Genomic DNA, 12756 nt, shown 5'->3' with positions numbered 1-12756 from the left:
GGTTACGATGGGGGTAGACCGGGGGTGAGTTCATACGGCCGGGGAGTGCATGCCTCGGTTACCCCGCACACTCCGTGTGTGCAGACCGTTCAGAGGCGGGAACGGGATTTGAACCCGCGACTTCCGGATTATGAGTCCGGCGCTCTAACCAGCTGAGCTATCCCGCATTGAGCCCTAGGCGCACGATTGCATGTGGTGTCGTGACCCGTTGCCGATCGCTAGGGCTATCTCGGCTTCTGTCGCTCTGGAGGGATTCGAACTCTCACTTGACGGCTTCTAAAACCGTTGCCTCTACCAATTGGGCTACAAAGCGTTCTCTAGGATTTCACGCCTAGTCATGAGCCGTCACAGCCATGTGTTACCGGCATTTCCGGAAGGACGTGAGGATACCGGGATTCGAACCCGGATTGTCAGGTTGGAAGCCTGATGTGTTGAACCGTTGTCACTACATCCCCATAGGCCCGCCTCACGGCGGGCCGCTTGCGTTCTACGTGATCAGACCGGCAGTGAAGTACCGTAGGTACACCCACTCACCAGACCCGCCTTGCGGGCCATTGACCCACGCATAGAAAGTCGTCTCAGTATCCAGCGGGATAGTGACAGTTTCACCAGCTTGGATCGGGAACATGTTCACGGTTCCAGTCGGAGACAACCCCAGATAGGCCGTACGGCCTAGGTGGTCCATGTTCCGAATAGTCAATCCCGGCGCGAATGCTTGGAACTGATTAGGTGTACCGGGCATAGCGTAGATAGCGCTGTACTGCATCATGGTAGGCCCCCTTAAGACGCGGGATCGCGAATAATGTAGCCGACCTTGTCAGCGCGGTATGTCAGGCTCAGGGGACCGTAATCCGATTCGATCCAACCGATAAGCTTGACCGGGCCGCCTTCAGGCGGAACGTCCTGGTACATGGTCGAAGTACTCACCGAGAACACATCCGAACCGTATGGGTCCCAGCGGATGAAGATCCGTGCACGATCACCTTTCAAGTGTTCGAAACGAACGATATCTTTGAAACCGATGACGTACCACACATCGCCGCGCGTAGCGGAAAACTCCATCACCGTAATACGGTCAGCCAATCAACTTCCCCTTTATGCAATTGAAAGCTCTACTCACGAGCATTCGTGCAGTGACCGGATTCGAACCGGCATAAGCCCCCTGCACGGGGGGCTGTCTTACCCACTTAGACGACACTGCGATTGTCTCCACTGGATAGCTAGTCCTAGTGGTTCTCTATCAGGGCCTAGGATTGATAGAGAGACAAAGCCAGGGTGACAAGATTCGAACTTGCAACATACCGGGTTTGGAATCCGGCGCTCTCCCGTTGAGCTACACCCCAAAGCTAGAGGCACCTAACGTCTCTAGCGCCTGCACTTGTATGCCGGATGGCTATTCCGGGGTCGGGTACTTGGCTTCCCTTTCGGGCTCGGCCGTTTTCCCCATTGCTCCCCTGGTAGGAGTCGAACCTACACAGCAAGAACCAAAGTCTTGCGTCCTGCCATTAGACGACAGGGGACTTGGAACGTGTGGATATCCACTGCGATCCCGGAGGGGAGCATCTACCGGTCAATGATGACCAGTAGATGAGCCTGAGCCGTCACGGGTAGCGGCGTGACGTGATACTCGGCCAAGAACGTGCTCAACCCTCCGGGACCAGGCAGGCTCGATAGCCTGCCATGTCTCAGAGAAGAGACAGGATCAGAGGCACAACGATGACACCGAGGCTCCAGAGGGCCTTGATGACGGTAACGGCGTCATCGATAGAGACAGAGCTAGACATAAGGCATACCCCTTGTATTGGCCGCCTTGAGGCGGCTCGAATATATATTAGTGGCTAGCCTTGCTGGTTAGCCGTAAAAGGTCGAAGCTTAAGCGTAGACCTTCGTAAGCCGACTTCGGTCTATGTCAAGGATCAACCTTCAAGGTTGATCTAAGTATCTATTGTCGCTTGATGCGGCTATAGATAGCTTGTGAGGCCGGTCTTTGGGACCGGCCGATCAGTATCGGTCGGAACTCCGTTCCTCCCTCTATATGTATATGGGTGTCCGGACCCCCCGGATTCCGTCCGGCAAGCTTCAAGTGTGACCTACTTCACAGTTCTGAATAGGCCGACCTGAGGGAACGACGATAGAACGAATGCCGTCCCACAGTTGACCGACCGCGACACACCCGCACTCAGACGCCCATCTTTGAATAGCTATGGATACAGCCACGAATCGCGCTAACCCGGAGAAGTAATCCAAAACGCCTATCCGGCTTGCTATTGCCGTGCTACTATCCCTTCAAATCCACCCTCCTTCTGTCCAATACAAGGAACAGACCACATGTCGAACGTTCTTCCGATGCACGGCGATTTGCAGCCAGATCCAGCCTTGGCCGCTGCGCTGGACGAGATCGAACAGTTCTTTGCTCGGTACACAGTCTTGCCGGATGACCATTGCTACTCGGTTCTTGCGTTGTGGGCGGCACACACTTGGGTATCAGACATCTTCTATGTGACTCCCCGTTTGATCTTGGACTCACCGGAACCTGGCAGCGGTAAGACACGGGTTCTTGAGCTGCTTCACCTGCTGTGCCATCGGCCAATGTTCACCTTCAGCACTACGCCTTCGGCGTTGTATCGGTCCATCTCTATGTATGAGCTTTCGCCGACAATCCTTCAAGACGAAGCGGATGCGGTATTCGGTCGGGGTTCCAGCCAAACCCAAGACATTCGAGCGCTTTTCAACGCGGGATACAAGCGTGGTGCCACGGTTCAGAGGTCCGCAAAAGGTGAAGATGGTGGTGTAGAGAACTTCGAGGTGTTCGCGCCTGTGGCTCTCGCTGGTATCGCAGGGAATATGCCGGACACCATCACTAGTCGGTCTATCACAATCCATATGCGGCGGCGGCGCGCCTCCGATCATGTCGAGCCGTTCCGTGAGCGGCACGCTGCGGCGGCTACAGCCGGATTCCGGCGAGAGTTCCAGCGGTGGGCGTTCGATTCCCCAGCGGGCCAGCGACAGGCGCTTGCGCATCACGAACCCGTAGTGCCCGAAGGTGTTCGGGACCGTGCGGCGGAGATCTGGGAGCCGCTTCTGACTGTTGCCGACAACGCGGGTTCGCACTGGTCGAGAATCGCCCGTGAGGCTTGTGAATACTTCGTGTTGCATCGCGAGGACCCGACACCGGTATCCCCCGGCGTACAGCTCCTCCGAGATCTCTACCGCATCTTCGATGGTCAGCAACAGATGCATACCAAAGACATCCTTCCCGCGCTGTACGACCTCGAAGAGGGCGGCGAGTGGGTCACGTATCAACGCGGCGGCGCTCTCACGGCTCGGCAGATGGCGGAACTTTTGTCACGTTACGGAGTGCAGCGGAAAACTCTCAAGGTTCGTGGCGTAGCAGGTAAAGGCTACGTAGTCCAAGGCGATACTGGACTCGGCCAAGCATGGGAGCGATACGTTGAGAATGGGTAACCAAGGTAACCAAGGTAACCGCCCTGTTCAGGCCGACCAGCGAGGTTACCCCGGTTACCCGAGTTACCCTTTTCGGAGACACATGGAATGGTTCGGAATAGATCCAGACATCTTCTTCCCGAAGCCGACTTCTGTGCCTGTAGAACCGCTAGCTATAGCGTTTGGTTTGCGGTGTAGGAACGTGAAGAAGCGCCCCGTCATTCAGCTCAGCGGGGCGCTTCAACTCGGTTGTCAGATACCCAAGGTTTTCAATGCCCAGTTCTTTGCGGCAGTTGGATCGTTGCCGGGGATTGCGCGCGTGGCGTAGTGCGGCTTGCTGATCCATCGACGTGATCCCGGACCGCTCATGGGTCGTAGAACCCACCGGCCGAACTCGCGGCGTACACCTTGGTATCCGCCTCCGGAGTCGCGGGGGTGCAACCTTCTCCGTGTGGGCATTGCCCGCTTCAGGGCACGCAGAGCGCTTATCGCCTGGTCCCTTTTGCTGACAGGGCCGATGTACTCGGCGTAACGTCCCATGGCTTCCCCTTCTACTGTCCGCAGTCGGCGGCCGTCACGACACGTTCATCGGATGTGGTCTCGACCGGGCCGTATGGTCTGCCCTGGATGGTACCGCTTACGGACGAGTAGATCCGCCAGTATCCGGCCGTGCACGGCGCGCTGACTGTGTAGGTCTGGCGCGCCCATGGGACGAGGCTGGTTCGTTCGTGCTGACCGACCGAGTCCCAACCTCCGGATGCGTTCCGTCGTTGCAGGCTCAGGTAGTAGTCGTGCGTCAGGCCGGGGTCGCCGCTGGAGGGTAGGTCGCATTTGGCCCAGCCGTAGCCTTCGATGTTGGGCGGGAGGACTGTTGGTGTGCGGTAGGCGAAGAAGCCGTTGTCGCAGATCGGCTTTCGCTCGGCGACAAGCGTGCCGCTCGGTTCGGCAGTTGCGGCGTTGCCGCCCGCTAGCGCGCCGGAAATTAACGCGCCAGTTAGTAAGGCGTTGAACAGGTTTCGCATGATTCCCCCCTAGGAATCTTGGCGTGTTGGTGTCCGGACGGCGGTGTCCGGAGAGCGGACAGCCCCCGGCTGGCGTCGCGATTGCCGGGGGATGCCGGTTGGTGCGTCCTCGGCCTGTCTGCGGAAGCCGAGGCCAGTATCCGAAAGGATTGTATCCGTGGGTGATTCGCGTCGGGGGTGCTCTGGCGAGCTGACAACCGCTCATGCTGTGTCCGAGTCAGAAACGGGGGCGGTAAGAGCTACGAGAAGGCGAGCTTTCCACTCATCAATGCCTTTGTGCAATGCAGCGAGTTTGCGCCGTCCTATCCCACGGATCTCGAGAATCTCGTCGTCCGTTTTCTGGGCGAGCGTGGCCATGGTGCTAATACCGCCGAAGTGAAGGCGGTTACTTATGGACGCGTCCATCCAATCAAATTCACCTTGCGGTTCAGACCCGTCGTGCGCTTGGAGCAGGTCACAGCCGTAGACCGTGTTGTGTATAAGGCGTGTTGCGCTCGGCCTAAAATCCCAATCTGTCAGCCATGAATTGACACCCGAGGTGGTGACCTTCAAAAGCTGCCATTCGCCGGAGCCCTGTTTTACGACTGTGACGGCATATTCAACATTAGGGTGCCCATCCAGTCTGACGGTTGCTTCTTGCGTTTCCATATCAGTCATTCCATTTTCTCCCGATCCCGCAGTGCATGACGATTCGTGTTTTCGGCGCGTCCTGCAAGCGCTGCGCCGGAGCGATTTCGGTTCCGAGCAATTCGAAGCCGTCCATCCATGCGCGAATCTCGGAGGCGGATCGGTAGCGCAATTGGGCGGGCGTATTATCGGTGTCAGAGTGCAACTGTGATTGGACTCCTGGATAAGTTTCGTCTGACAGATGCGCGAACGCAAGATAGCTACCAGGTGCTACGGCGTCACGGAATGTCGCAATGATCTCGTCGGGGTGTTCTTCGTCCATCACGTAATGCAGAACGTCGATAGCCAGAATCGCGGCTGGTTTACTGAAATCAATCAGCGACTCAGAGTTGATGCTGTCTATGATCTCGTATGGGCGGCGGATATCGGCTAGCAAGGCTGACACGCTTGGTGATTGAGCCAATAGCGCGCCACAATGCGCATGAACGACTGGGTCATAGTCGACATAGACCACACGCGCCGAGGGCCTGACTTTTTGCGCCACCTCATGCACATTGGGCGACATTGGATAGCCGCATCCGAGGTCGATGAACTGACCCACCTCGGCTTCTGCGATAAATTCAACCGCGTCGACCAAGAATTGACGAACTGTGCTGACCAAAACTTTGGTGTCCGGAGCGATCTCGACCATTCGAGCGGCGATTGCTTGGTCTATCTTGTAATTGTCTTTACCGCCTAACAAAAAGTTGTGGATTCGTGCTGAATTCGGCACTGCCGGATAGGGGCAGGGGGTTCGATCCATGACCGGCACGGGCACAGTTCTCCAATCAGGTTTGGCCTTACGGCTTCAATCCGACAGCGCCGAGCATGATCATGCGCGTTTCCGGCAGATCGGGACGCAACCACTCTTGCACGGGAACAACCCCCGGCTCCAGCAAGTCGAATCCGTTAAACAGCGCCTCCGTCTCTGCTGTGGATCGGAATTGGACTTGGGCGGAGGTACCCATTGCCGCCTTGAGTACCTGGAGTACTTCGGGCGTGGTATCGGTGGAGCCGTGAGCAATCGCAAGGAGGCTGCCGGGTGCCATACGATCGCGAAAAGCGGCGATTATCTCGCCGGGACCTTCGCTGTCCATCACGTAATGCAAGACCCCAATCATGGTGATGGCTACAGGCTCACTGAAATCGATCAACGTCGTATTCTTGATCTGATCGATGACTTCACCAGGGCGGCGAATGTCGCCGAGTAGGGCTGTGACGCCGCGCGGCCCCGCTAGCAGTGCGTCACAGTGGGTATGGACAACTGGGTCGTAGTCGACATACACAACCTGTGCGGACGGATCGATCTCCCGAGCCGCTTCATGCACATTGGGCGTACACGGGATACCGGACCCGAGATCGATGAACTGCCGTATACCGGCGTCGGCTGCCATCTGAACCGCTTTGAGCATGAAGCTGCGGGCGAACCACGCCACGGTCTTTGTTTCGGGCGCGTGATGCAGCAATTCGTCACCGAAATCCTGGTCGACTTCGCGATAGTCCTTACCGCCCAACAGATAGTCGTATACGCGCGCGGAGTTCAGTGCTTCGGGGTCGAACGGCTGCGGCTTACGCGGCACCTCCAATGTCTCTCTTTCGCGATAATCTGACCGGGTCATGGATTTTCTTTCACTAGAAGTGCGGCGGGGACTCCTAGCCCCCTGATGACTAGGAGTCCCCTCTAACCCGCTCCCTGGGCGGGAATGGAAGCGGGAAGCAATGTTTTAGACGCCCGTGAGTGAGACGCCTATCGGATATATCGGCGGACGCCGCCGGATGCGAACCAGAAATATCTTCGCTTGTAGCTTTATCGGACACTCGGTGATGCGATGGCCGCCATGAATATTCAGAAAGTGCCAGGCAGATTCTTCGGTGTTGATGTCTATATCGGCGGCGCAGTGATTGAGCATTGTTATCTCAACTCGGCTGCGGCGGGGTTGTGGTCATGCCCCGCCCCGGTGAATAAGGTCCACATTTCGGAGCGTATTGCATCCCAGAGTGCGGAGTGATCCGGGTAGTCATCTCGACACTTCGCAAGGTCGGGGAATTTATCGTCATCGAATGCGATCAGTCCGGGCGAGCATCCACGCATGGGTTCATGCTTGCCGTTGGCCTTGCGGCGGTATGCGGGGTGGGTATCGGAAAGATCGCGGACGAACATCACGTGCGACCGCAAGTGAATGAGCATCCACCACGCCTTCACTCCGGACGCTTCGGTTACATGAGAAGTCGACCCGTCCGGAAATGTCTGGATTATCACCGCGCCTCCCCTTCCGTCTGGTTATCTCCGATGCCGGGCCTTACGTCATCCCGGCATCGGAGATGCCTAGCGGGAACATCCGTCCCATGTCCCCACGCGCCTAGTTCGGTTAGCCCGTCAAGGGTTCGTTGCATCAAGTCGGCATCCCTGAGCTTGAACCCGCCAATGGACTGCGTTACCGGTGTTCGCTTCGGCGACCCTGACGACCGGTGGTCTCCCATGTCCGCCCCTGCTTCCTTGATCGGTACTTAAGCCTGACCCGTCATCGGCAAGATTGGATACCGAAACGCGTCCACAGCCGTCCACAAAACGGCCTAGGCTGCCCGTATGGACATCGACCAGGCGGTCGCAGGGGCGCAGCTCCGTCAGGCCAGAGAGGCTGCGGGGCTGTCGCTCACCGCGATGGCGGCCCGTGTTCCCTACAGTCGGTCTGCGCTGTCGTACTTCGAAACCGGCGAACGGACACACCCGGCTGACATCGGCGCGTGGTACCAAAGAGTATGTGGAACGTTAGCCGACCCAATCACCTCGTTGGTTGCCCTGGGGCGGGCCGACGTGGATAGGCGGTCGTTTCTGCGGAAGGTTGCGTACTCTGCGGCACTCTCAGCTACGGCGCTGGCAGCGGCAGAGGTGGAAGAGGGGTTGGAGCGCTTGGCCCAACTCACCTCGTCGTCGCGGGTAGGCATGGCAGAGGTTCGCGCCGTGCATAAGATCGCGGACGGCTTTCACGAGCTGGATGAAGCGATGGGCGGTGGCACCGGGCGTACAGCCGTCGCGGAATTCTTGGCTACTGATGTGGCGACGATGCTTCAAGGCAGATTCGCAGACCCGCACGCGAGGCGTGAAGCCTATAGCGCTGCTGCGGAATTGGCTTACCTGGTGGGGTTCAAGTCTCACGATGCAGACTTGGACGGTGTCGCGCAGCGGTACTACCTAGCAGCGCGCAGACTAGCCCAGTACGGTCTTCCGGGGCATGAAGGGTTCGCCACTCGAATCCTCGCGTTACAGAACGTAGACGTTGGCAAGCCTGGTGAAGTCAGCTTCTCGGTACCGCTCGCCGAGGAAGCATTGCGGCTAGCGCGCGGCGCTGTCAGTGGCGACGCTGAAGCTGTGTTCCGTGTGGCGCTGGTGCGATGCTACGCAGAACAAGGGCACAAGCGAGAAGCGCTCGCCGCCCTGCGTGAACTTGAAGCCGGGCCTTGGGCTGGAACGGAGGTGACTACCGAGCTGCCCCGGTACGTGTCGGTGTGGATGCCCAATAAGGCGACCATCGCTAACCAGACCGCGAAAGCGTTTGTGGCGCTGCAAGACACGCCCAACGCTGAACACTACTTCCGTAAAGCTGCATCGATCTGGAACCCTGACACCCACAGGCGGGTGTACTCGATTGCGGTTGCCGATACAGGTATGGGCATGTGGCAGACCGGAGACCAGGGCGGCGCTGTGGATGTCTGGCGCGGCATCGTCCCGACGCTCGCCGCTGTCGATTCGGTGCGAACTGACAAGGCCCTGAACCGGATACGTGCCGTGGTACCCGACGTTGTAGAAGCTGCGCTGACGGCCTGAGCGTTAGCGCCAGCTCGACGACCGAAGCCCCGCCCGGCACTCTGACCAGAGCGGGGCTTTTTCGTACCTCGGTTGCGCCACTAGCTATCGATTGCGTCCCGCACGCTTGGCGCTCTGACCTCGAGGTATGCCCAGCCGGCGCCCGCCGCGGGCGAACCATCCGCTAACAATTCACCTTCACATGTAAGTTGACTAGTAACGCTCTTCATGCTTAGCTGTACCCACAACTTCAGAAGGGAATCGGAACCAACAAGGATTCCGGCAGCGGATTGGGAGCCCTCACGCACTAGGGTTCAAGAGCTAATGCAGCAAGACTACAAACCGCTAACGCCAGAATCATAAGTTGACTCGTAACGAGATTCCCGCTAAGGTTGAGAACATCACAACCGGATAGCAGAAACCAGAGAAGCCCCGAAAGCGGCAATGATCCTGGCGAAGCTACCCGAACATATAAGATGACGCGGAAATACTATCTCCGTCGAGTTCGGTCCCTGGGTTTGACTTGTCCCTATACCGTTCCGTACAGGTAGGCGAAACGAAAGCGTGCTGAGATCCGAGCGGGTATTATGCCCGTGTCCGAGCGAGGGTATCGGATCACGAAGGGCTGCTAGCTCAACTGGCAGAGCAACCGGCTTTTAACCGGTGGGTTCGGGGTTCGAGCCCCCGGCAGCCTACGACAAACCATCAATTAACCCTAAGAGGTGGAGATGACCGAATACGGGATATTCAGTGCTGAAGGTTGCGTAAGTTCCCAGCACTATTCCTCAAAGGAAGCCGAGGAGGCTCTAGCCGATTTGGTAGATGATCCCGAAGGTTACGATCCTGGAGACTTGGAAGTGGTCGAGATATGTTCCGAACACGAGGAGCAGCGCGCCGACTCATGCGAGGAATGCCCCAATGATTGAGGCGGATAGAAAGCTACGCGTACGCTACACAGTCAGTTGGTCAGATCCGAGTTACCCGAGGATCGTTCGCATGGCCGAAGACGAAGAAGACCCATACGGTAATGCTCAGACATTTCGGGAAGCGAAGGCCGAAATTCGAGAACACTTCTTATCCGAGATAGAACATGCGAGAAACCAACTCAAGAAGCTTAGCCAGCTTCGCACATCCGATGTCGAGGAAGATCGAGCTTGAACGTCGCAACAGGGTCTATAGCTCAGCGGTAGAGCGTCCGTCTCATAAGCGGAAGGGTCCGGGTTCGACTCCCGGTAGACTCACGACAACCGATCCCCACACACCAATACAAGGGACACATAATGCGGGTGGTACTGATCAAGCCTGACGAAGCACCCCAAACGGTCGAGATCTCAGGCAGCATGGAAGATATCCTCCGGCTCCTCGACTGCGACTATGCCGAAACCGTCACGCTCACTCCGGCGACCCTTCTACTTCACAGTGACAGTGCAAAACGTGAAAGCCGAGCCGAGAATGTAGGCGCTACTGTCTTCTTTCAGTACGCGGGAGCCAGGTTCGAGGATCATATTGCTGGTAACGCCGTCATCGTCGGCGTGGATGATGAAGGCGAGTTCGCTGAACCTGATCTCAATACGCTGATGAGCGCGGTAGAGGCGTACGAGAAGAACAAGGACAGGTAGTGATGACTGAACGAATTCAGATTCCCGGACTAGGCCGGTCGATTCCCGCGAAGCCACCAGAACCAACCAAGAAGGCCGGGAAGCCGAAAAACTCGGAGAAGTACGGAATCCCTTTCGGAACCTACGACGTTAACGGACGACGATTCAAGTTCAGCTATGACGCGAATCTGTTCAGTACCAAGGTTCAGGAGTTCGTCAATGGCCGTTGGTCATCCATGGTTATGCCCGGTGACGTTCAAGAGGCCGTAGACGCCATCACGGCGGGCGAACTCGCGTCCGAGACCTGCACCGAATGCGGTAGGCCGTTGAAGCGTCCTGGTTCGATCCAGACGGGCAAGGGGGACATCTGCCAAGGCAAGCACTCCCCTGAAGAACTGGACGTGCCGGAATGACGGTTTATCACAACGTCTCACGTCTCGCTTTCCGTGATGAGCTTAGGGACGAGATCAGCAAAGCGTACGCGGCAGTTCTCATAAACATGGCGAGCATGAAGAGACGGCTTGATGATGAGTATCCTTCCGGCTCCAAGAAGAACGCGCGGCACCGAGAGATATCCGAACGTATCGCGGGAATGCGTCTCGCCTGCGAACTCATTTTGCGTACGGAAGGGTTCGAGATGCCGGATGCAGAAAAGCGGATCACAACGGACATGAAGGCTTACCAAGCCGCATACCTGGAAGACAGAGAGTTCGAGAAGAGCCGAGGTTACCCGGAATGATGAGAGAGGCCGAAGAAGATCCACTGGCTATCGAGCTTGAAGATGCCGGGTCGAGTCACACCGAAAGTTTTGCACTGCCTGATGCTGTTTGGTTCTCAGTAGAGGACTTGTCGGGTGTTCACGTAGCGCCTAAAGAACTCGCTGTGTTGTGGACTCGGGAGCCGGGTGCTCTCAGCTGGGATCTGATGAAAGTGGATGTGCGGGGCCGCCGTTTGCTGAAGGCGGGCGGAATGGGGAATCCGGTTACCGTAACCCTGTTCGATCTGAAGCAATTCCCGGCGAACGTCATTGAGCAGATCGAGGCAGAAGCGCCCAGACAAAAGACCCCGAAGCACTACACGAGAGAAGACGCGCTAGCCGACATGCGGGATATCGGCAGCGATTGGACAGAGAAGGTTATCGACCTGAAGGCAGGCGAGACGGCTTGGTCGCCTCTCTCTGATAAGTGGGTATTCGGAGGTCCGGGCAGAGTGATCTACAAAAACCACCCTTCTGGGATGGATGTTCTATACGAAGGCACACGCAAGATCTACAAGTGAACTAGGCCCTACGGGGCCTTTTTCTTCCGTCGTAAGTTGATTAGTAACGTAATCATGTGTTTTGCATCGGCCAGAATGAATTGCCCTATTGACGGAGTGGACATCCGTCCGACCGAGCCGAGGACGGTTCGCGGCATGTGGGGTGGATGCTCTGGCCGGTGTTGACCACATGACTAGCCCTCCCAAAGAAAGAGAACCCGGCATGTCCATTGAACCGATCGGCGAAATGCGAATTCCCGAAGATATAGAGTCCGCCGTGTTGGACCTCAAGGGACTTGGGGAACTCGTTACCGCGACCGAGTGGCAGCGCGCCGCACTCGTCTTCGCCTTCACACGTGAAGGTCGGCCAGGAGGCCGGTCTACTGGCCAAGAGTGCTCAGTAGCTAAGACGCTGGACGAGTTCGCGAAGCTTGGCCTTGCTGGATTGTCCAGCCGCACAACGGTTCGCAAGTATCGATCCGCGTGGAAGCTAGCGATTCAAGACGGCTTCGCTACCTACGTGATGCCCGGCGATCTGGTCGCGCTGCCCGAGGTCGATTGGAACGAGTACTTCAACCCGCCCAAGCCGCCGCGTGAACCGAAAGGGAAGCGCGCCAAGGCATCTACCCGCCCGGAGGGCGCTAGCGCCTCTGAGAGCGATTCGGACGGCAATACGGGCGCAGCAGAACCCGGCGTCGACCTGGACGCGACCAAGCCCGGCAACCGGTGGGCACGCAAGGCGCTGCTGATCGCCGAAGGCATTGAGACGAAACGCATTCCGGAGCGGTACCGGGGCGGCGTTGACCGGATCGCGGAAGCGCTGGCGTCGTTCGCGCGGCCGGGCGCGCGATATGACCTTGCATTGCTCCAGGCCGCGCAAGCGCTGGGAGATCTGGCGGCGGCCATGGGGGCAGATGAAACGTCACAGTGACAGATTGCGGGGAGGCGGCCGATGATGCGCGGC

Annotated in this window: 14 protein-coding genes and 8 tRNA genes; 11 read left to right on the top strand and 11 right to left on the bottom strand. The window is 57.7% G+C overall.

Annotated features, from left to right (window positions below):
- Nucleotides 1–93: 93 nt before the first annotated feature.
- The 7 genes from NVU01S_RS41190 to NVU01S_RS41165 all read right to left on the bottom strand — a co-directional run bounded on the left by NVU01S_RS41190 (nucleotide 94) and on the right by NVU01S_RS41165 (nucleotide 1520).
- A tRNA-Met gene (locus tag NVU01S_RS41190) sits at nucleotides 94–167 on the bottom strand.
- Between the two features lie 72 nt (nucleotides 168–239).
- A tRNA-Leu gene (locus NVU01S_RS41185) sits at nucleotides 240–313 on the bottom strand.
- Between the two features lie 68 nt (nucleotides 314–381).
- Nucleotides 382–455: transfer RNA gene (locus NVU01S_RS41180), tRNA-Gly, on the bottom strand.
- A 325-nt stretch (nucleotides 456–780) separates the two neighbouring features.
- Nucleotides 781–1083, bottom strand: coding sequence for a hypothetical protein (locus tag NVU01S_RS41175; RefSeq protein ID WP_156161947.1), 303 nt, complete (start codon nucleotides 1081–1083; stop codon nucleotides 781–783).
- 45 nt (nucleotides 1084–1128) lie between these two features.
- Nucleotides 1129–1202: transfer RNA gene (locus tag NVU01S_RS44000), tRNA-His, on the bottom strand.
- 68 nt (nucleotides 1203–1270) lie between these two features.
- Nucleotides 1271–1343 (bottom strand) — tRNA-Trp (locus NVU01S_RS41170).
- 106 nt (nucleotides 1344–1449) lie between these two features.
- Nucleotides 1450–1520: transfer RNA gene (locus tag NVU01S_RS41165), tRNA-Gln, on the bottom strand.
- Between the two features lie 808 nt (nucleotides 1521–2328).
- Between NVU01S_RS41165 and NVU01S_RS41160 the strand changes: the two genes are divergently transcribed.
- Nucleotides 2329–3465: a DUF3631 domain-containing protein gene (locus NVU01S_RS41160; RefSeq protein ID WP_043680928.1), complete on the top strand. Its 1137-nt coding sequence runs from the start codon at nucleotides 2329–2331 to the stop codon at nucleotides 3463–3465.
- 530 nt (nucleotides 3466–3995) lie between these two features.
- Here NVU01S_RS41160 and NVU01S_RS43995 read toward each other — a convergent pair.
- The 4 genes from NVU01S_RS43995 to NVU01S_RS41150 form a co-directional block, all read right to left on the bottom strand.
- Nucleotides 3996–4466: a hypothetical protein gene (locus NVU01S_RS43995; RefSeq protein WP_156161946.1), complete on the bottom strand. Its 471-nt coding sequence runs from the start codon at nucleotides 4464–4466 to the stop codon at nucleotides 3996–3998.
- Nucleotides 4467–4667: 201 nt separating this feature from the next.
- Nucleotides 4668–5123, bottom strand: a complete 456-nt coding sequence (locus tag NVU01S_RS43990; RefSeq protein ID WP_156161945.1) for a hypothetical protein — start codon at nucleotides 5121–5123, stop codon at nucleotides 4668–4670.
- Nucleotides 5116–5895: an SAM-dependent methyltransferase gene (locus NVU01S_RS41155; RefSeq protein ID WP_043680925.1), complete on the bottom strand. Its 780-nt coding sequence runs from the start codon at nucleotides 5893–5895 to the stop codon at nucleotides 5116–5118. The genes NVU01S_RS43990 and NVU01S_RS41155 overlap by 8 nt, the downstream gene beginning before the upstream one ends.
- A gap of 37 nt (nucleotides 5896–5932) precedes the next feature.
- Nucleotides 5933–6751, bottom strand: a complete 819-nt coding sequence (locus tag NVU01S_RS41150) for an SAM-dependent methyltransferase (protein WP_052281327.1) — start codon at nucleotides 6749–6751, stop codon at nucleotides 5933–5935.
- 968 nt (nucleotides 6752–7719) lie between these two features.
- Between NVU01S_RS41150 and NVU01S_RS41140 the strand changes: the two genes are divergently transcribed.
- From NVU01S_RS41140 to NVU01S_RS43970, 10 genes are all read left to right on the top strand, one after another.
- Nucleotides 7720–8958, top strand: coding sequence for a helix-turn-helix domain-containing protein (locus NVU01S_RS41140; protein ID WP_052281326.1), 1239 nt, complete (start codon nucleotides 7720–7722; stop codon nucleotides 8956–8958).
- A gap of 601 nt (nucleotides 8959–9559) precedes the next feature.
- Nucleotides 9560–9632, top strand: a tRNA-Lys gene (locus NVU01S_RS41135).
- Between the two features lie 33 nt (nucleotides 9633–9665).
- On the top strand, nucleotides 9666–9863 hold the full coding sequence (locus tag NVU01S_RS43985; protein WP_156161944.1) for a hypothetical protein: 198 nt from the start codon (nucleotides 9666–9668) through the stop codon (nucleotides 9861–9863).
- A 70-nt stretch (nucleotides 9864–9933) separates the two neighbouring features.
- On the top strand, nucleotides 9934–10095 hold the full coding sequence (locus NVU01S_RS43980; RefSeq protein ID WP_156161943.1) for a hypothetical protein: 162 nt from the start codon (nucleotides 9934–9936) through the stop codon (nucleotides 10093–10095).
- Between the two features lie 11 nt (nucleotides 10096–10106).
- A tRNA-Met gene (locus NVU01S_RS41130) sits at nucleotides 10107–10178 on the top strand.
- A 39-nt stretch (nucleotides 10179–10217) separates the two neighbouring features.
- Nucleotides 10218–10556, top strand: a complete 339-nt coding sequence (locus tag NVU01S_RS41125; protein WP_043680916.1) for a DUF3846 domain-containing protein — start codon at nucleotides 10218–10220, stop codon at nucleotides 10554–10556.
- A gap of 2 nt (nucleotides 10557–10558) precedes the next feature.
- Nucleotides 10559–10948, top strand: a complete 390-nt coding sequence (locus tag NVU01S_RS43975; protein WP_156161942.1) for a DUF6011 domain-containing protein — start codon at nucleotides 10559–10561, stop codon at nucleotides 10946–10948.
- Nucleotides 10945–11274, top strand: coding sequence for a hypothetical protein (locus NVU01S_RS41120; RefSeq protein WP_043680913.1), 330 nt, complete (start codon nucleotides 10945–10947; stop codon nucleotides 11272–11274). The genes NVU01S_RS43975 and NVU01S_RS41120 overlap by 4 nt, the downstream gene beginning before the upstream one ends.
- The gene (locus tag NVU01S_RS41115) at nucleotides 11271–11813 is read left to right on the top strand and encodes a hypothetical protein (protein ID WP_043680910.1); all 543 of its coding nucleotides are present in this window, start codon (nucleotides 11271–11273) and stop codon (nucleotides 11811–11813) included. Before NVU01S_RS41120 ends, NVU01S_RS41115 begins: the two co-directional genes overlap by 4 nt.
- A 202-nt stretch (nucleotides 11814–12015) precedes the next feature.
- Nucleotides 12016–12723, top strand: coding sequence for a hypothetical protein (locus NVU01S_RS43970; protein ID WP_156161941.1), 708 nt, complete (start codon nucleotides 12016–12018; stop codon nucleotides 12721–12723).
- Nucleotides 12724–12756 lie beyond the last annotated feature (33 nt).

It is taken from the genome of Nocardia vulneris (assembly GCF_001613425.1).
Taxonomy (GTDB): Bacteria; Actinomycetota; Actinomycetes; order Mycobacteriales; family Mycobacteriaceae; genus Nocardia; species Nocardia vulneris.
This window is presented reverse-complemented; position numbering and strand designations above follow the sequence as displayed.